At 66.0% G+C, this 18,482-nt stretch carries 13 protein-coding genes and 3 tRNA genes; 1 reads left to right on the top strand and 15 read right to left on the bottom strand.

Going from position 1 to position 18,482, the window contains the following annotated elements:
• Positions 1 to 412 precede the first annotated feature (412 nt).
• The 7 genes from C8D93_RS10350 to uvrY form a co-directional block, all read right to left on the bottom strand.
• Positions 413 to 1,897 (bottom strand): tyrosine-type recombinase/integrase, encoded by a 1,485-nt coding sequence (locus tag C8D93_RS10350; RefSeq protein ID WP_211307291.1) that lies wholly within the window; start codon positions 1,895 to 1,897, stop codon positions 413 to 415.
• A gap of 104 nt (positions 1,898 to 2,001) precedes the next feature.
• Positions 2,002 to 2,087 (bottom strand) — tRNA-Leu (locus tag C8D93_RS10345).
• Between the two features lie 27 nt (positions 2,088 to 2,114).
• A tRNA-Cys gene (locus C8D93_RS10340) sits at positions 2,115 to 2,188 on the bottom strand.
• A gap of 95 nt (positions 2,189 to 2,283) precedes the next feature.
• Positions 2,284 to 2,359, bottom strand: a tRNA-Gly gene (locus C8D93_RS10335).
• 92 nt (positions 2,360 to 2,451) lie between these two features.
• Positions 2,452 to 3,024, bottom strand: coding sequence for a CDP-diacylglycerol--glycerol-3-phosphate 3-phosphatidyltransferase (gene pgsA / locus C8D93_RS10330; RefSeq protein ID WP_110265094.1), 573 nt, complete (start codon positions 3,022 to 3,024; stop codon positions 2,452 to 2,454).
• A 62-nt stretch (positions 3,025 to 3,086) separates the two neighbouring features.
• Positions 3,087 to 4,904 carry an excinuclease ABC subunit UvrC gene (gene uvrC / locus C8D93_RS10325; RefSeq protein ID WP_110265093.1) on the bottom strand — a complete coding sequence of 606 codons (1,818 nt, stop codon included), beginning with the start codon at positions 4,902 to 4,904 and terminating at the stop codon, positions 3,087 to 3,089.
• 26 nt (positions 4,905 to 4,930) lie between these two features.
• Entirely contained in the window at positions 4,931 to 5,593 is a 663-nt protein-coding gene (gene uvrY, locus C8D93_RS10320) for a UvrY/SirA/GacA family response regulator transcription factor (RefSeq protein ID WP_110265092.1), read from the bottom strand.
• A 188-nt stretch (positions 5,594 to 5,781) separates the two neighbouring features.
• Here uvrY and C8D93_RS10315 point away from each other — a divergent pair, with 188 nt between their 5' ends.
• A complete protein-coding gene (locus C8D93_RS10315) occupies positions 5,782 to 7,890 on the top strand; it encodes a PhoX family protein (protein WP_110265091.1) in 2,109 nt (702 codons plus the stop codon).
• 322 nt (positions 7,891 to 8,212) lie between these two features.
• Here the strand turns inward: C8D93_RS10315 and C8D93_RS10310 are convergent, their stop codons facing one another.
• The 8 genes from C8D93_RS10310 to C8D93_RS10280 form a co-directional block, all read right to left on the bottom strand.
• Entirely contained in the window at positions 8,213 to 9,229 is a 1,017-nt protein-coding gene (locus C8D93_RS10310; protein ID WP_170123985.1) for an SRPBCC family protein, read from the bottom strand.
• A gap of 58 nt (positions 9,230 to 9,287) precedes the next feature.
• Entirely contained in the window at positions 9,288 to 11,015 is a 1,728-nt protein-coding gene (locus C8D93_RS20680) for a tetratricopeptide repeat protein (protein WP_170123984.1), read from the bottom strand.
• A gap of 183 nt (positions 11,016 to 11,198) precedes the next feature.
• On the bottom strand, positions 11,199 to 12,509 hold the full coding sequence (gene aceA, locus C8D93_RS10305) for an isocitrate lyase (RefSeq protein WP_110265089.1): 1,311 nt from the start codon (positions 12,507 to 12,509) through the stop codon (positions 11,199 to 11,201).
• 316 nt (positions 12,510 to 12,825) lie between these two features.
• Positions 12,826 to 14,412: a malate synthase A gene (aceB, locus tag C8D93_RS10300; protein ID WP_110265128.1), complete on the bottom strand. Its 1,587-nt coding sequence runs from the start codon at positions 14,410 to 14,412 to the stop codon at positions 12,826 to 12,828.
• Positions 14,413 to 14,503: 91 nt separating this feature from the next.
• Positions 14,504 to 14,986: a ribonuclease E activity regulator RraA gene (gene rraA / locus C8D93_RS10295; protein ID WP_110265088.1), complete on the bottom strand. Its 483-nt coding sequence runs from the start codon at positions 14,984 to 14,986 to the stop codon at positions 14,504 to 14,506.
• 42 nt (positions 14,987 to 15,028) lie between these two features.
• Positions 15,029 to 15,529 carry a disulfide bond formation protein B gene (locus C8D93_RS10290; RefSeq protein ID WP_110265087.1) on the bottom strand — a complete coding sequence of 167 codons (501 nt, stop codon included), beginning with the start codon at positions 15,527 to 15,529 and terminating at the stop codon, positions 15,029 to 15,031.
• A gap of 13 nt (positions 15,530 to 15,542) precedes the next feature.
• Positions 15,543 to 17,075, bottom strand: a complete 1,533-nt coding sequence (locus tag C8D93_RS10285) for a fumarate hydratase (protein WP_110265086.1) — start codon at positions 17,073 to 17,075, stop codon at positions 15,543 to 15,545.
• An 82-nt stretch (positions 17,076 to 17,157) separates the two neighbouring features.
• The gene (locus C8D93_RS10280; RefSeq protein ID WP_110265127.1) at positions 17,158 to 18,453 is read right to left on the bottom strand and encodes a sigma 54-interacting transcriptional regulator; all 1,296 of its coding nucleotides are present in this window, start codon (positions 18,451 to 18,453) and stop codon (positions 17,158 to 17,160) included.
• Positions 18,454 to 18,482: the final 29 nt, after the last annotated feature.

The raw sequence follows: 18,482 nt of genomic DNA, 5'->3' as shown, positions 1-18,482 counted from the left end.
GACGCCCGCCGACTATGCACGGCAGCTCGCTGCCACAGCGATATCATCAACTCACGGGCTCTAATCGAAACGCTACTCAACGCGGGGTAACGTCGCTTACTACCTACTATATTCTAGGTCTGTTTGGAGGATGGCTAGGAGATACGATAGTATCTTCTAGCTATCCGACTATAGAGATAGATATAGAGATATAGTTAGATATCGGACTTTCGAGAAAGTTCACTGATCAACGATTCCTGTACTCCCGGACGGGTGCTGGCGCCACACTGGAGCCGGTCAGGATGGTCACCGGAACCGTGCCAGTCCGCTCGCTCCGGCAACCCCGGACACTTACCCTTTACAACGGCTATCAACAACTTGCAGTGGACATTCTCTACTGCAGGGCGTCAGTCCGCTCCCCGTTCGGTCAGTTTCACGCTTGGGCTGCCCCTGGCACTGGCCACGGATAGCCGGCCTCATTCCTTCGCGCTCGTTCGGCGTCCTCTGCTGCGTACTGTTGCGCCGTTGCGTCGGAAGCCCAGGCCGCTTGCATCTCAAGCCAGCCCTGGTAGCGCTCAAGGTCGCGCCGCATCTGTTCGGGTTCGGGGCGGATGTAGCGTTCGGTGATGTCCTTCGCCGTGTGCCCGAGAATCCATTTAAGCCGACTTCCATCGCTGACCTGAGCGGCAAAGTGCGTGGCGAACGTCCGACGCAGGTCGTGCGGGCGGAACGATGGCGCGCCCCCGGCCTGTGGTTTAGGAAAGTGCGTCTGGCATCCGGCCGCATCCATCACCGCACGGATGTCCTTCATCCGCTCCCCCTGCCCTCGTCCGGGAAAGACGTGACGCGGATAGACGCCGCGCTGCTCTTGCAGCCTCGCGCACGTTTCCCGCTGGACCGTCAGGATGCGAGCAAACCAAGGCGTAACAGGCAAGGTTCGCGGTTCTTTCGTCTTCACGATTGCTGCCGGGATGGTGAAGGCGCTTTCATCGTCATCGAACCACCCCCATTCCATCATCGCGGCTTCGTTGTAACGCATGCCGAACAACAGCAACGTCAGTGCCAGGTTCCCAGCGGTGAATGCGAGCCGTTCGTCCCTCGCGTTCGTCACGCCACGAACCGCCAGCACCCACGGCCCCACCTTCGATTCCGACAGGTAGGTTTCCCGCGCCTTCGGGGCCGCGAACACGCCTCGCGCCAACTTCGATACAGGATTGGCCTTGTCTTCGATGTTGAGCCGGTCGAAGGCATGGCCAATGGTGAGGGAAAGGACGCGCCTCACCTTCGCTCGCTCGGCCATCGTCGGAATCCTCATCAAGGCATCGTGAATCTCTGCCTTGGTCACGTCCATAACGGGACGCTTTGCCAATGCCCCGGTGTTGCGGATGCACCGTGCGTACACGACCTGCGTAGCAGGCCGCAGCTTCATCTTCTCAACCGTCTGCCCAAGTTCGTGCCTGTAGCGCAAGAGATCGTCGAAGGCATACTGGATCGTCCACTGCGCACGGTTGCCCGATTGATGGGCCGCAGCAGCAACGGCTGCGTTGCGCTCCTTCTGCTCCGCAACACGGTTACGCCCTTCCCTACACGCTTCGGAGTGTCGCAACGCCTCAGCGCGAGCCTTGGCGAGTGTCACTGCTCCGCGGCCGTAAGCCGGACCGATTGTCACTTTGAGAACCTTGCCCGCTCCCTTCACTCGGCCAATGAACTGGAACACGAGACGCGGCCGACCCGGCCCCCTTCTTCTCAGAAGCTTGAAACCTGAAACCTCGCTGTCCTGGATGTAGCGATCGCTTTCAGACGCCCCTTGTCTCGCAAGCTGCTTGATCAGGGCCGGCGTGATGGGCACCGACAACCTCGTTACTTCCCCGCTGGCCGTATCGTTCGCCGCCATGCCCGGTTCCGTCACCTTCAACATCGCAACCATAGCCCTGCCCTCTCGTAGCATACAAGTGGTATACGGGCCGAGCACAAAAAGCCCCGCTCGGCTTGCGCTCGGCGAGGCTAAGTGATTGTTTTGTTTGGTGCCCGTGCCCGGACTTGAACCGGGATACCCGTAGGGTGAGGAATTTTAAGTCCCTTGCGTCTACCGATTCCGCCACACGGGCGGCGACAGCGATGAAGCCTGAAAGGAGTGGAGGCTAGGGTCGGAATTGAACCGGCGTACGCGGATTTGCAGTCCGCTGCATAACCACTCTGCCACCTAGCCTTGATATTTGAACCGCGACCGATTCTAACAGCCCGTTACGGCAGGTCGCAGAACAAAAAACCCCGTCGATGGGCGCCGGGGTCTTTCAGCAAACTTGGAGCGGGAAACGAGGCTCGAACTCGCGACCTCAACCTTGGCAAGGTTGCGCTCTACCAACTGAGCTATTCCCGCGTGAGGCGCGTATTGTAGGCGCCGGCAGAATGAAGTCAAGAAGATTTCACCCGCGCTTTCATGCCAATACGTGTCGCCGGCAAGATTTCGCCTCAATCCGGCAGCTCGCGGCGATCGGCCATGACCGGCCATGCGGCACGAAGATAGACGAACATGCTCCACAGCGTCAGCGCGGCGGCAACGAGCAGCAGGATGTAGCCGATCTCGTAGATCGGGATGCCGAGCACCGGGATGCGCCAGATCATCATGCCGATGGCCGTCATCTGGAACCCGGTTTTCCACTTGCCGATCCGGCTCACGGCCACGCTGGTGCGCTGTCCGAGCTCGGCCATCCACTCGCGCAGCGCCGAGATCGTGATCTCGCGCCCGATGATGACGGCGACCACCACCGCCAGCATGCCGCCCGGGTCGTCGCGCAACAGCATGACGAGACAGACCGCCACGAGCAGCTTGTCGGCCACCGGATCGAGAAACGCCCCGAACTTGCTCTCCTGGTTCCAGCGCCGGGCCAGCCAGCCATCCAGCCAGTCGGTGATCCCGGCCAGGGTGTAGAGCACGGTGGCCATCTGACGGGCATAGGGCCAGTCGACATAGAACAGCGCGAGGACGACGGGGATGGCGGCAACCCGCATCATCGTCAGCAGCAGCGGCAGGGTGAGAATCACGGACGTCGATTACGGTGCGGTTGGCGATACGCCGGGCACAGGATAGCCCAGCACGCCGGCGCTCAGTGGAAGTGCGCGTAGATGCGTTCTGCCAGGGTGCGCGACACGCCTTCGACGCGCGCGATCTCGTCGACGCCCGCGCGGCGGATCTGCGCCGTGCCGCCGAAAGCCCGCAGCAGCGCCCTGCGCCGCGCCGGGCCGAGTCCGTCGATGTCGTCGAGCCCGGAACCCAGGCGCGCCTTTTCCCGGCGTCCCCGGTGCCCGGTGATCGCGAAGCGATGGGCCTCGTCGCGGATCCGCTGGATCAGATGCAGGGCCGGCGAGTCCGGAGGCAGGCGCAGCGCATGTTCCTGCTCCGGCAGGATCAGCTCCTCGAGGCCCGGCTTGCGGGTCGGCCCCTTGGCGATGGCGACGACGCGCAGCTCCGTGACCTCCAGTTCCTCGAGCGCCTCGAGCGCCGCGTTGAGCTGCCCCTGCCCGCCATCGATGAACAGGATGTCCGGTGCACTGCCCTGCCCCGACTTGATCTTCGCGAAACGCCGGCCCACGGCCTGCCGGATGGCGGCGTAGTCATCGCCCGGCTCGATGCCGTCGATGTTGAACTTCCGGTAGCTGGCCTTGAGCGGCCCCTCGGGGCCGAAGACCACGCAGGAGGCGACCGCGCGCTCTCCCTGCGTGTGCGAGATGTCGAAGCACTCCATCCGCTGCGGTGGCCGTTCCAGATCGAGCGCCTGCTGCAGCTCCAGCAGCCGCTGGTCCATCGTCGCGGCTTCCAGAAGATGGGCCGACAGCGCCTGCGCCGCCGTCTGCTGGGCCATCTCCAGCAGGCGCTGCTTGATCCCGCGCTGCGGATGGTGGATGCGCACCCGGCGTCCGCCATGGCGGCTCAGGGCCTCTTCGAGCAGGCCGGCCTCGTCCAGCCGGTCGCCGAGCAGGATCTCCGGCGGTGGCGGATGCTCGAGGTAGTGCTGGCTGACGAAGCTCTCCAGCAGCTCGGCCGGATCGGCGCCAAGCGGGTGCCGGGGGAAGTGGCTCTTGTGCCCGAGGTTGGCGCCGTCGCGGACGCTGACCACGGTCACGCAGCTGTGCGCCGGATGCGGCGCGACGACGACCACATCCAGGTCCTCCGCGCCACCGGTCATCACCTGGTTCTGGCGCACGCGCTTGAGGGCGGCGATCTGGTCGCGCAGGCGCGCCGCCAGTTCGAACTCGAGGGCCTCGGCGGCCTGCTCCATCTGCGCATTGAGATCGCGTGCCAGCTCGTCGCCCTTGCCTTCGAGCAGGCGCGCGGCATTGCGCAGCTCGCGACCGTAGTCCTCTGGCGTGATCAGCCCCACGCACGGCGCCGAACAGCGCTTGATCTGGTATTGCAGACACGGGCGGTCGCGATGGGCAAAGAAGCTGTCACGGCAGGGCCGCAGCCGGAACAGCTTCTGCAGGGACTGCAAGGTCTCGCGCACCGACGAAGCACTGGGAAACGGCCCGAAGTACTGGTCACGTCCGCTGCGCGCACCGCGGTAGTACGAGATCCGCGGATAGGCGTGATCGCTGAAGCGGACGTACGGATAGCTCTTGTCGTCGCGGTAATAGATGTTGTACCGCGGCTTGAGGTCCTTGATCAGGTTGGCCTCGAGGATCAGCGCCTCGTCCTCGGTGTGCGTCAGCGTGACCTCGATCCGCCGGATCTGCGACACCATGCTCTCGATCCGCGGATTGCCGCTGGCGCGCAGAAAGTAGCTGCCCACGCGCTTGCGCAGGTTCCGCGCCTTGCCGACGTAGAGCAGCTCGTCGCCGGCGCCGATCATGCGATAGACGCCGGGCAGCGTGCTCAGCTGCGAGAGAAACGCCTTGTGATCGAACGCCGCGTCCGTCGGGGCCATGGCTCGCCGCGCAGACTCCCGCCCGCTCAGGCTTCGCTGCGGACCTCGGCGCGCTCGTCGAGCAGGCCGTAACGCATCGCCATGCGCGTCAACTCGACGTCATTGCCCACGCCCAGCTTCTCGAACAGGCGGTAGCGATACGTGCTGACGGTCTTCGGCGATAGATGCAGACGATCGGAGATCTCCTGCGTCGAATAGCCCTTGGTCACCATCAGCATGACCTGCGTCTCGCGCTGCGAGAGCTGGTCGAAGGGCGATGCACCGCCCGGTCCCTTGACCAGGCTCGCGGCTAGATTCCCGGCCACGTCCGCGGCCACGTAATGACCGCCGCCATGCACCCGCCGGATCGCCGTGACCACCTCGTCGGCTGCCGAATCCTTGCTGATGTAGCCGGCCGCGCCCGCTGCCAGCATCCGGCTCGGGTACGGCTCTTCCAAGTGCATCGACACGACGATGACTTTTACTGCGGGGTTGCGCTGCAACAGCCGCCGCGTCGCCTCGAGCCCGCCGATGCCCGGCATGTTGATGTCCATCAGCACCACATCGGGCGTGATGTCGCGAACCAGTTCCAGCGCTTCCTCGCCGCTGCTCGCCTCGGCCACGACCTCCATGTCCGCTACCTCGGTCAGCACGCGCTTGAGGCCCGCGCGAACGAGGCGGTGGTCGTCGACCAGCATGATGCGAATCATCGTGAATCTCCTGTTGCAAACCGATCTTAGCAGCGATTGCCCGGTATCCGGCGGCCACGCGTCGATCCGTCGCGCTCGGACCGCAGCCGCGGAGGCGGCCGTCATCGAAACGTCCCGAAACCGTCATTGACCCCGCATAGGCTCCCGTCACTTGATGCCAGCCCTCCACTGCAAGCTAAGGAGCACCCGTGAGCAATCACCCCGACGAAGTCCATAACCACTCTGCGAACACCAGCTTCCAGGAAGTCCTGTCGAAGCGCCTGGAGCGCCGCGATTTCCTGCGTGGCGGTGTCACGCTGGCCAGCGCGACGACGCTGAGCAGTCTGGCACTGGTCGGCTGCAGCGATGACGACAACGATGGCGGCGGCAGCCCGCGGTCTCTGGGCTTTCAGGCAGTCGCCAAGAATCTCAACGATGCGGTGACCCTGCCTGCCGGCTACAGCGCTGCCGTGCTGTACGCCTTTGGCGATCCGATCGACGGGGGAACCCCCGACTTCCTCAACAATGGCACCGATACGGCATCCGACCGCCGCGCGGGCGACCAGCATGACGGCATGGCCTACTTCGGCCTGTCCGAAGACGGCCAGTACGCGCCGAGCCGCTCGGACCGCGGTCTGCTGGTGATGAATCACGAGCAGGTGCTCGACGCCTACATCCACGCCGCCGGCCCCACCGAGGACATCAACGGCAACCGCCCGCAGGCCGAGGTGGACAAGGAGATGAACGCACACGGCGTGTCGATCGTCGAAGTGCGCCGCGACGGCAGCAGCAACAGCATGTCGTATGTGCAGACCTCCGCCTTCAACCGCCGCATCACGCCGTTCACGGAGATGGACATCACCGGCCCGGCGCGCGGCAGCGCACGCCTGTCGACACCGTTCTCCCCCGACGGCACGCGCACGCGCGGCACGCTGAACAACTGCGCCAACGGCCGCACGCCGTGGGGCACCTACTTCGCGTGCGAGGAGAACTGGTTCTCGTACTGGAATCGCGGCGACGACGCCGCGCTGCGCAACGCCGCCGACAACGCCCAACTCGCCCGGGCGGGACTCGGCCCGGACACGCGCGGCTTCTCCTACCGCAAGTGGGACACCGTCAACGCCGACGTCTATCGCCGCTTCAACATCACGGCCCAGGCCGGCGGCAGCGCGACGACGGACTACCGCAACGAAGCCAACACCTACGGCTACATCGTCGAGATCGATCCGTTCGACCCCGATTCCCGCCCGCAGAAGCGCACGGCGCTCGGCCGTTTCGTCCACGAGGGCTGCTGGACCGCCCCGGCGATCTCGGGCCGCCCGCTGGTGTTCTACATGGGCGACGATAACCGCTTCGACTACATCTACAAGTTCGTCTCCGCCGAGAACTGGGACCCGGCGGATGCCTCTCGCACGGACCGCCTGGCCGTCGGCGCCAAGTATCTCGACAACGGCACGCTGTACGTCGCCAGGTTCAACGCCGACGGCAGTGGCGAGTGGATCGAGCTGAGCGTCAACGAGAACGGTCTCGACATCAACAACACGCTGTTCCCGTTCGCCAGCCAGGCCGACGTCTGCATCGCCACGCGTCTGGCCGCCGACTCGGTCGGCGCGACGAAGATGGACCGCCCGGAATGGGGCTCCGTAAACCCGGTGAACGGCGAGGTCTACATGACCCTGACCAACAACACCCGTCGCACCGAGCCCGGACAGGCGGACGCCGCCAACCCACGTCTGGCCAATGCCAACGGCCACATCATCCGCTGGCGCGAGACCGGCGGCGTGCAGGAAGCGACGAGCTTCGACTGGGACATCTTCCTGTTCGGCGCAGCCGCCAACGCCGAGGCCTCGACCAACGTATCGTCGCTCACCGACGACAACGACTTCTCGAGCGCCGACGGCCTGTGGTTCGACTCGCGCGGCCTGCTGTGGATCCAGACCGACGACGGCGTCTTTCCGGGCGCCGACCGCAGCAACAACCAGATGCTGGCCGCCCTGCCCGGTCAGGTCGGCGACGGTTCCGTGGTCACGACGACGGACGCGCCGACGATCGCCGGCGCACAGGCCACACCGGACACCGTGCGCCGCTTCCTGGTGGGCCCGCGCGGTTGCGAAATCACCGGCATCGACATGACGCCGGACTACAAGACGCTGTTCGTCAACATCCAGCACCCGGGTGAAGACGGCTCGCTGGCCGAGCCGGACGGCAGCTGGCCGAACCCGAGCCGCAACGCGCTCGAGACCGGCGCCGCCGGCGTGCGCCCGCGCTCGGCCACGATCGTCATCACCAAGGACGACGGCGGCACGATCGGCATCTGAAGCTTCGCCAGCAGCACCCTTCCCGTACGACTGGGCCCGCGCAAGCGGGCCCTTTTCTATGGCCGTCCGACGCTAGCCCGCATTTCTCACAGGGTCGCCTTCGATCCCCGCACCAGAGCCGGAACTCATTTAGGATTTCGTGATGCGCTCGCAAAACAATGCGGTCATCGGGATCGAAGGCTGATCGGCACTGGCCTGCCTGCGGTGCCATCAGCTTGGGCTTCACTCAACCGATGGAACAACCATCGGTTTCGCTCCAGCCCGGCGCCGCTGGCATCCTCGACGTACGGCCATCGCTCGATCACCCTGTGAGAAATGCAGGCTAGCGGATCGGCCAGAACACGTACATCGACGGCTGTTCCGTCGCTGCCGGATCGCCGGGGTACTGCTCCCAGGAATCGCCGTTGTCCTCGAGGCCTGCGGCGCTGCGCCACGCCAGCAACTGCCGGTAGGTGACTGCGCTCGTCTCGTAAGGTCCGGTGTGCGCGGCACGCGCCACCCAGCCGCTGTAGCGCTGGCCGCTGCGGATGCCCTGGGCCTCGTCCGCTGGCGGATCGGCGCGGTTCACGATCATCGCGGCATCGAAGCGCCAGGCGCCGGTTTCCTCGTTGTACTCGCGGGTGATGGCGATCGGCGGCGCGCTCCGTTGGAGTCCGTTCGCCGCCAGATGCGCCGCGAGCCGCGCATGCGCCGCCGCGAGCACCTGCGCCGCATCATCCGGTCCTGCCGCGGCGGACAGATAGACGATGGGCCGGGGCTCGACCTCGATCACGTCGACCTCCAGATTGCTGATGTCCTCGACCGGCAGGGTCTCGACGAAGGACTGGAGTGCCGCCAGCCCGCGCTCGTAGAACGGGCCGAGCATGCCATCGAGCATCAGTCCGAAGTAACGCCCCAGCAGGTCGCCGTGAAAGCGGGTGTCGTAGCCCCAGGTGACCCGCGTGCCCTCACCCTCCGGCTCGAGCGAGAGGCTCGCGTAGTTCTCGCTGTCGAAGCCCTCGAACTCCAGGCGCATGCGGACACGCTCGAACGGTACGGTTTCGACGATCTCCTGGCTGCCGCTGCCCACCGAGGGGTCATCGCTGCGCCAGCTCATCTTCGCGCCGACACCCACGGGCGGCCCTTCGTGGAGATAGACCGCGTCCGGGTCGAGCGCGGCCCACGGCGACCAGTGGTTGAACTGCCTGAAGCCGTTGAGCGCGGTGTAGACCGTTGCCGGCGGCGCATCCACGACCACCGAGCGTTCGAGGCTGGCCCGGTCGGGGAGCACGAAACCGATGCCGATCGCCGCAACGATCAGGATCGCAACGACGATCACCAGCCACTTGAGCACGCGCACGAGACTTCTCCTTCTGCACAGGCAGGCGGTCTGCCTTGGATCGGGTTTTAGCCCTCTATCAGATGCGTGAGGCGTCGAGCCGTACGTCCGCCTGCGACCACGCAGCCTCGAACCGCACGCGTGCGGCGTCGGCATCAGCGTCGCGTCCCTGCGCACGCAGACTGCGCTCCAGTCCGTACAGCGACCAGCCGTTCTCAGGATTGCGGCGCAGGTCTTCGCGATACACCGCTTCGGCGTCCGCTGCCCGGCCGTCGGCGAGCAGTGCAGCGCCCAGCGTCTGGCGTACCGGCGCGTGCCACAGCGGCGGCTCGAAGTAGGCTGCCGCATCCTCGAGCGCGAGCCCCTGCTCGAACGCCGCGATGGCGGCGTCGCCGTCGCCGACCTGCGCCGCGAGCGTCCCTGCCAGCAGGCGTTCGGCGATACGCAGCGTCGTCGACAGCGGATGCTGCGGCCCGATCAGCAAGGCCTCGAATGCCGGGTCGGCGGCGGCGGACGACAAGGCCTTGAGGTGCTGCGCGGCGGCATCGACGTCCCCGGTACGTGCGTGCGCCATCCCGCGCGCGAAATGCCACATCGCCGTGGGATAGGCCAGATCCTCGGGCGGTGCCGGCGTCGCCAGCAGCTCGTCCCAGCGGCCGAACTGCACGCGCGCCTTCAGCGGTGTGACCCAGAAGTCCTGCAGTGCGATCAGCGTCGGTTCGCGGATCAGCTCCGGAATCCAGGCCCGTTTGGCAGTTTCGTCGGCTGCCGCCAGCGCCGTCTCGCCGGCCCCCTGCATCGATGCCGCCCACCAGAGGTAGTGATGATTGTGCGGCACGTAGCCCAGCGGATAGACGCCCGGGGCCGGGCGGCACAGCGCGAGATAGGCATCGTCGGCCTCGATGGCCTTCTGGTTCGCGACGACGGCGTCGTGGTAGCGACCGACGCGCGTATAGATATGCGCCGGCATGTGCACCAGATGTCCCGCACCCGGCAGCACCTCGCGCAGCCGGTCGGCTGCCGCGACACCGCGCTCCGGCGCGTCCGAGGCCTCGACCGCATGGATGTACAGGTGCAGCGCCCCGGGATGCCCGGAATCCCGCGCCATCACCGCTTCCAGTGTCGCGATGATCTCCGGCGTGCGCCCGCGCGGCCGGCCGTCTGCGTCGTAGTAGTCCCAGGGCTGCAGGTCCATCAGCGCCTCGGCATACAGCGTCGCGGCATCGAGGTCGTCCGGATACTGCGCTACGACCTGGCCGATTGCTTCGGCCCAAGCCTTGTCGAGAGCGCTGCGGTCGTCACCGGACTGCTCGGCGTAGCGCGCCGCCAGGGCCTCGATATACGCGCGCTCGCGCGGTGTCACCGTGTCGACCCGTTCCAGGGCATTCTGGAGACGGGCCCAGGCACGGGGCACGTCCTCGGGGGCCATCGGCGCGTTGACGTGCGGCCCGAGCACCAGCGCCGCGCCCCACCAGCACATCGCGCAACCCGGATCGGCGGCAGTCCCCATCAGGAACGAGCGCGCCGCTGCATCGTGGTTGAAGCCCCAGGTCAGCACCATGCCCTGGTTGAACCAGCGCTGCGCCTCGGCGTTCGCGGTGACCGGATAGTCGTAGCCCTCGAGCCCTTCGAGAATGCTCGCGCCGGGAATCGTCGGCGGTGGCGGTGCCTCGGCCGTCTCGGCTGGTCGCCGCCCGGCGGATTGCAGGTACCAGGCGAAGCCGACGACGACGGCCACGAGCAGCGCGGCGGCTACAATGCGGTGCTTGTTCATGACGCCCCCGAACGGTCCCGGGACCGCAGTCATACGCCTGTCCGTGGCGGAAGACAAGCGGCCGCGGCGGCGCTCCCGCGACCACAGACGCAAAAAAAGAAAACCCCCAGATAATCCGGGGGTTTTGTTTGAAACTTAAAGTACTTTAAAGCTCTCGGCACTGCGATGCCAAGGCCCCCGCCACTCGGCAGCGCGGGCCGGCATGCCGTTCGGCTCTTAGTGGAACTGCTCTTCTTCGGTCGAGCCGCTGAGCGCCTTGACGCTCGAGCTGCCACCCTGGATCACCGTGGTGACGTCGTCGAAGTAGCCGGCGCCGACTTCCTGCTGGTGCGACACGAAGGTGTAGCCCTGGTCGCGCGCCTTGAACTCCGGCTCCTGCACCATCTCGGTGTAGTGCTTCATGCCTTCGCCGCGCGCGTAGTTGTACGCGAACTGGAAGGTGTTGTACCAGTTGATGTGGATGCCGGCGAGCGTGATGAACTGGTACTTGTAACCCAGTGCCGACAGCTCGTCCTGGAACTTGGCGATGGTCTTGTCGTCGAGGTTCTTCTTCCAGTTGAACGACGGCGAGCAGTTGTACGAGAGCAGCTTGCCCGGGCACTTGGCGTGCACGGCCTGCGCGAACTCGCGGGCGAAGCCGAGGTCCGGCGTGCCGGTCTCGCACCACACCAGGTCGGCGTACGGCGCGTAGGCGACGCCGCGCGAGATCGCCTGCTCGAGGCCGTTCTTGACGCGGTAGAAGCCTTCCGAGGTGCGCTCGCCGGTGACGAACGGCTTGTCATTGGCGTCGTGATCCGAGGTCAGCAGGTTCGCAGCCTCGGCGTCGGTGCGCGCGAGCACGATGGTCGGCACGCCCATGACGTCGGCGGCGAAACGCGCCGCGATCAGCTTCTCGACCGCTTCCTGCGTCGGCACGAGCACCTTGCCGCCCATGTGGCCGCACTTCTTCACGGCTGCGAGCTGGTCCTCGAAGTGCACGCCCGCAGCGCCCGCGCTGATCATGTTCTTCATCAGCTCGAAGGCGTTGAGCACGCCGCCGAAGCCGGCTTCCGCGTCCGCGACGATCGGCAGGAAGTAGTCGACGAAGTCCTTGTCGCCGGGGCCGACGCCCTTGGCCCACTGGATCTCGTCGGCGCGCTTGAAGGTGTTGTTGATGCGACGGACCATCGTCGGCACCGAGTCGTACGCGTACAGCGACTGGTCCGGGTACATGGTCTCGGAGGTGTTGCCGTCGGCGGCGACCTGCCAGCCCGACAGGTACACGGCCTCGAGGCCGGCCTTGGCCTGCTGCATCGCCTGGCCGGCGGTGATCGCGCCGAAGGCATTGACGTAGCCCTTCTTGGCGTCGCCGTTGACCAGCTTCCACAGCTTCTCGGCGCCACGCTTGGCCAGGGTGTGCTCGACGTTCAGCGAACCGCGCAGACGAACCACGTCAGCGGCGCTGTAGCCACGCTTGACGCTCTTCCAGCGGGGGTTTTCCGCCCAATCCTTTTCCAGGGCCTTGATCTGCTCGTCGCGGGTCGTCATCTGCAACAGTCCTCTCGGGTGAAAGAAACCGAAATCGGCTCATCAAAACAGAGCCTTGTGGCGGTCGACCAAGCGTTCAGCGCGAATCGGAAAACACGGACTGACGCGGGGGTACGCCGTTTAGGGGGCGCGATTATAGCGGCAATCATTTTGCAGCGCACAAGGACGCAGGCGATCTTGTCTGCTACTGCAGGTGCCATTGACACATATGCCGTCCATGGCACCGCCACAACCATCCAAGGTTGCGACTTTTCAGACAAGCCAAAGAAAACGGGGCGCCAACATCGCGCCCCGTCGTGTTTGCCGCAATCCGCCTTTAGTCGAGGTACTCGTAGGCCGGCAGCGTCAGGAAGTCCGCGCACTGCGCGGCCGTCGACATGCGCGCGAAGATGCCGGCAGCCTCGGCGAAACGCCCCTTGTAGAAGCGCTCGTCGCCGAGCTGATTGCGCACCGTCGCCAGCTCCTCGTCGATCATGCGCAGCGCCAGCTCGCGGGTGACGGTACGGCCGTCGGCCAGCTTGGCGCCGTACTTGATCCACTGCCAGACCTGCACGCGCGAAATCTCGGCGGTGGCCGCATCTTCCATCAGGTTGTGCAGCGGCACGCAGCCGTTGCCGTTGATCCAGGCTTCCATGTACTGGATGCCGACGTTGATGTTGTTACGCAGACCGTCCTCGGTGATCTTGCCTTGCGGCAGTTCGAGCAGGTCCTTGGCCTTGATCTTGTAGTTGAACTGCTGGGCGACCTGATTCGGCGTCGGCATGTGCTCGTCGAACACCTTCATCGCCACCGGCACGAGGCCCGGATGCGCGACCCAGGTGCCGTCGTGGCCGTTCTTGACCTCGCGCAGCTTGTCCGCCGAGACCTTGTCGAACACGGCCTTGTTCTTGGCCTCGTCGTTCTTGACCGGGATGAACGCGGCCATGCCGCCCATCGCCTGCGCGCCGCGCTTGTGCGTGGTTTCGCACAGCAGCTTGGAGTAGCTGTCGAGGAAGTGGCGGTCCATGCCGACGCTGTGGCGGTCCGGAATCATGCGGTCGCCGTGGTTCCGGTAGGTCTTGATGAAGCTGAAGATGTAGTCCCAGCGGCCGCAGTTGAGCGCAACGATGTGGTTGCGCAGTTCGTAGAGGATCTCGTCCATCTCGAACGCAGCCCAGATCGTCTCGATCAGCACCGTGGCCTTGATCGTTTTCTGCGGGATCTTCAGCAGGTCCTGCGCATCCTTGAAGATGCTGTTCCACAGGCGGGCCTCGAGATGCGACTGCATCTTCGGCAGGTAGAAGTACGGCCCCGTGCCGCGCTTGAGCTGCTCCTTGGCGTTGTGGAAGAAGAACAGCGCGAAGTCGACGATGCCGCCGGGCGCCGGCTTGCCGTCGATCAGGATGTGCTTCTCGAGCAGGTGCCAGCCGCGCGGCCGCACGATCAGCGTGGCGATGTCCTTGTTGAGCTTGTACTGCTTGCCGGCTTCGTTGGTGAAGCTGATCTTGCGGCGCACCGCGTCGGACAGGTTGATGTGCCCGTCCATCATCAGCTCCCAGGTCGGCGCCGCCGAATCCTCGAAGTCCGCCATGAAGCACTTGGCGCCGGAATTCAGCGCGTTGATGACCATCTTGCGGTCGACCGGACCGGTGATCTCGACGCGACGGTCCTGCAGGTCCGCCGGGATGCCGGCGATCTTCCACTTGCCGGCGCGGACCTTCGCCGTCTCCTTGAGAAAGCCCAGCTTGAGCTTGCCGGCGTCGACCGCGGCCTGGCGCTCGACCCGATAGGCCAGCAGCTTTTCGCGCGTCGCGCCGTGCTTGCGCACCAGCGTGGCGAGGAACTTGAGTGCCTCCGGCGTCAGGATCTTCTTGTAGGCCGGCTTGAGTGCGCCGAGGATTTCAACGCCTTTGACTCCGCTCATCATCTACCTCTCGTCATTCGGAAAATGGGTGCAAAAAAAACGGCGCGGACTTTAGCTTGTTTCAACAGTCGGGGCCACGGATGGCCCCGGCTTACCCATGGATGGGTACATCGCTCACGACGATGCCGTCGGCATCGGCGTAGAGCCAGGCGCCCGGCTTGAAAGTGACCCCGGCAAAGCCCACGGCCTTGTCCTGTGCGGCCGAGTGCAGGCCCTTTTCCGACTTGCGCGGATGCGTGCCCAGCGCCTTGATGCCGATCGCCTGTTCGGCGAGTTCCTCGGAGTCGCGGACATAGCCGAAGACGACGATGCCGGCCCAGCCGTTGTCGACACCGAGCTGGCCCAGATTGCCGCCGACCAGCGCGCAGCGGTTCGAGCCGCCACCGTCGACGACCAGTACCCTGCCCTCGCCCGGCGTCTCGAGTGTGGCGCGCACCAGGGCGTTGTCCTCGAACACCTTGATCGTCTTGATCGCGCCGTAAAAGTCGATGAGGCCGCCGAAGTCACCGAAGATCGGTTCGGCGACCTGCGCTTCGGGATGTGCGTCTGAAAGATCGGTCGTGGCGTAGGTCATGGGGAACGGACAGTCGAAGGGGAATCGGGAATCGCGTGGCGCTCACCAGCTCGGGCGACGCGCAAACAGCGGCGTGATCAGCGCCCACAGCGCCAGCCCGACGAAGGCGACCAGGGTCCAGCCCGGCAGCGAGACGCCGAGCCACTGTGCATCGATCTTCGCGCAATTGCCGTCGCCCGACAGCACCAGTTGCACGACTTCCATCAGCGGCATCATGTCCATCAGGTAGTCAAGCGCCGGACCGCAGGCCGGCACCTGATCTTCGGGCAGCGACTGCAGCCAGACGTGGCGGGCGGCAATGCCGGCACCGATACCCGACGCCGTCGCCGCCAGCAGCGCGTAGATCCAGCGACCGAAGCCGGTCGGCCCATGCAGCGTCGCGGCAAGGAAGATCAGGCCGGCACCGATCATCGCCACACGCTGGAAGATGCACATCGGACACGGCTCGTAGCCGCGGAAGTGTTCGAGGTACAGCGCGAAGGCCATGCCGACGGCACAGGCCAGGAACCCGAGAAACGCGAGCGAGCGATAGTTGGCGATCATGCAGTTCTCGGCATCAGGCCAGGGCAACCGGAATGTTGCCGATGCGGCCGGCGATCTTCGCCTGCCACTGCTTCGGACCGGTTTCGTGCACCGACGTTCCGGCGGCATCGACCGCAACCGTCACCGGCATGTCCTGCACCTCGAACTCGTAGATCGCTTCCATGCCCAGGTCCTCGAACCCGACGACCTTCGCACTGCGGATCGCCTTGGCGACGAGATAGGCCGCCCCGCCGACCGCCATCAGGTAGGCGCTGCGGTGCTTCTTGATCGACTCGATCGCGACCGGCCCGCGCTCGGACTTGCCGATCATTGCGATCAGCCCGGTCTGCGCGAGCATCATCTCGGTGAACTTGTCCATGCGCGTTGCCGTCGTCGGGCCGGCCGGGCCGACGACCTCGCCCTTCACCGGATCGACCGGACCGACGTAGTAGATCGCACGATTGGTGAAGTCCACCGGCAGCTTCTCGCCCTTGGCGAGCATGTCCTGGATGCGCTTGTGGGCGGCATCGCGGCCGGTGAGCATCTTGCCGTTGAGCAGCAGGATCTGGCCCGGCTTCCACGACGCGACTTCTTCCTTGGTCAGCGTGTCGAGATGGACCCGCGTCGCGGTCTTGGTATCCGCCTGCCAGGTGACCTGCGGCCAGTCTTCCAGCCTGGGCGTCGGCAACTCGGCCGGGCCGGAGCCGTCGAGTTCGAAGTGCACGTGACGGGTAGCCGCGCAGTTCGGAATCAGGGCGACCGGCAGGTTGGCCGCGTGCGTCGGATAGTCCATGACCTTGACGTCGACCACCGTGGTCAGGCCGCCGAGACCCTGGGCGCCGATGCCGAGCTGGTTGACCTTCTCGAACAGTTCGAGGCGCAGTTCCTCGGCGCGGTTCTGCGCACCGCGCGCCTTGAGCTCGTGGATGTCCACCGGCGCCATCAGCGATTCCTTGGCCAGCAGCATTGCCTTCTCCGGCGTACCGCCGATGCCGATGCCGAGGATGCCCGGCGGGCACCAGCCGGCGCCCATCGTCGGCACCGTCCTGAGCACCCAGTCGACGATCGAGTCCGACGGGTTGAGCATCGCCATCTTGGCCTTGGCCTCTGAACCGCCACCCTTGGCGGCACAGATCACCTCGACGTGATCGCCGGCAACGATCTCGGTATGGATCACCGCGGGCGTATTGTCCTTGGTGTTCGCGCGCTTGCCGGCCGGGTCGGCGAGCACCGACGCGCGCAGCTTGTTGTCCGGGTGGTTGTAGGCGCGGCGCACGCCTTCGTTGACCATCTCGCTGAGCGACAGCGTCGCGTCCCAGCGCACGTTCATGCCGATCTTCAGGAACACCGTGGCGATGCCCGTGTCCTGGCAGATAGGCCGGTGACCTTCCGCGCTCATCCGCGAGTTGGTCAGGATCTGCGCGATCGCGTCCTTCGCCGCCGGGTTCTCCTCGCGCTCCCAGGCCTCGCCGAGCGCCTGGATGTAGTCGAGCGGATGGTAGTAGCTGATGTACTGGAAAGCGTCGGCGATGGACGAAACGAAGTCGTCCTGGCGGATCACGGTCATGGGCTCGACGGCGGCGGCTGGGGCGAAAAAGGACGGGGCCGAATGCTACCCCGTTTTGTTCGCGGCGTCCGCCGGGACGGCCCTATGCGGCGGCGTACAGGCGGTGGCTGTGGTGCTGCGCCGGCTCCCACAGGGCAATGCCGTCGTCGATGGCCGTCGCCGGGATCAACGGCGAAGCGCCGTCGGCAGCAGTCTCGACGAAGGCGGCCTCGATCACGCGCACCAGCGCGCGCACGTTGCCGTGCCAGCGGCACTCGCGGATGCGCCGCCAGGCGGCATCGTCGATGCCTTCGGGCGCCGTCCAGGTGGTGCAGCTGCCGCCGAGGCGCGCCAGCGTCGTGGCGATCACGGCGATCAGGTCTTCCTCGCGCTTCTGCAGCTCCGGCACTTCCAGCACGGCCGCGCCCAGGCGCGTGAACTCGTCGATGTTCACCGAGGCCTGCAGCGAGGCCCAGGTGCGATTGGTGGCGAACAGCAGCGCGCAATCGAGCGGCTGCTTGGCCGAGGCGCCGAACGGCATGTACTGACCGTTGTCGAGCGCCTCCATGAGCACTTCCATGACCGAGCCGGTGACGCCGTGGGCCTCGTCGATGAAACACACCCCGTCGCGCGCATGCGTGAACGCGCCCAGGCGCGAGCCGGCGCCCGGGAAGGCGCCCATGACGTGACCGCACAGCAGCGATTTCACCGCCGCCTTGTCACCGGTGTTCTCGGCCGCGAGGTTCACCGACACGAACCGGCCCTTGTTGCGCACCAGGTAGTAGAAGTACGCCAGCGAGGTCTTGCCGCTTCCCGGCCCGCCGAGCAGGTAGGCCCGGGCGATGCCGTTGCGCGCAAAGGCGCGGATGCGGCCGACCAGCGACTGCAGTTCCGGGCTGAAAACGAAGAAGTTCTTGTGCGGCGAGTCCTCGATCTCGGTCGACACCGGCATACGGATCAGGTTGTCCTCGACGCCGTGGCGCATGCGCTCCGGCAACTGGCGCAGCAAGTCCTCGGTGTCACGCGCCAGGATCAGGCGCAGCCCGACCAGCCGCCCCTTGCCGGCACGGGCTTGCAACCAGCGGCCGAGTCCGGCGAGCTGCCGCCCCTGCACGGCGACGATCAGCGTCGCGCTGCGGCCGGCCTCGCGGGCGGCCAGCACGCGGTCGGCCAGGTGGTCGAGCGCCGCCGGCTCCACGAACAGGCCGAGTGCGAATTCGGCGTCGAGCGCGACGACCGGATCGTCCGGCTGCGACGCCTCGACCGCACGCATCGCGACCTGGCGCCCGGGCGGCAGCACGCGTTGCAGCATGTCCTGCCAGGCGGGATCGCGCAGACCCCATTCGGTCGGCGCATAGACCGCGAGGAACGGCGACGGCTGCGGGGCGGTCCCCGCCATGGCCTCTTCCGGCGATCTGCGGCGGGCGT

Origin of the sequence: Sinimarinibacterium flocculans, assembly GCF_003201205.1 — a bacterium.
Classification (GTDB): domain Bacteria; phylum Pseudomonadota; class Gammaproteobacteria; order Nevskiales; family Nevskiaceae; genus Solimonas; species Solimonas flocculans.
This window is presented reverse-complemented; position numbering and strand designations above follow the sequence as displayed.

Bases quoted from the DNA above. Each gene is read 5' to 3' on its own strand.
- C8D93_RS10350 (WP_211307291.1), bottom strand. From the start codon at position 1,897: ATGTTGAAGGTGACGGAACCGGGCATGGCGGCGAACGATACGGCCAGC.
- uvrC (WP_110265093.1), bottom strand. From the start codon at position 4,904: ATGGCCCCGACGGACGCGGCGTTCGATCACAAGGCGTTTCTCTCGCAG.
- uvrY (WP_110265092.1), bottom strand. From the start codon at position 5,593: ATGATTCGCATCATGCTGGTCGACGACCACCGCCTCGTTCGCGCGGGC.
- C8D93_RS20680 (WP_170123984.1), bottom strand. From the start codon at position 11,015: ATGACTGCGGTCCCGGGACCGTTCGGGGGCGTCATGAACAAGCACCGC.
- aceA (WP_110265089.1), bottom strand. From the start codon at position 12,509: ATGACGACCCGCGACGAGCAGATCAAGGCCCTGGAAAAGGATTGGGCG.
- aceB (WP_110265128.1), bottom strand. From the start codon at position 14,412: ATGAGCGGAGTCAAAGGCGTTGAAATCCTCGGCGCACTCAAGCCGGCC.
- rraA (WP_110265088.1), bottom strand. From the start codon at position 14,986: ATGACCTACGCCACGACCGATCTTTCAGACGCACATCCCGAAGCGCAG.
- C8D93_RS10290 (WP_110265087.1), bottom strand. From the start codon at position 15,529: ATGATCGCCAACTATCGCTCGCTCGCGTTTCTCGGGTTCCTGGCCTGT.
- C8D93_RS10285 (WP_110265086.1), bottom strand. From the start codon at position 17,075: ATGACCGTGATCCGCCAGGACGACTTCGTTTCGTCCATCGCCGACGCT.
- C8D93_RS10280 (WP_110265127.1), bottom strand. From the start codon at position 18,453: ATGGCGGGGACCGCCCCGCAGCCGTCGCCGTTCCTCGCGGTCTATGCG.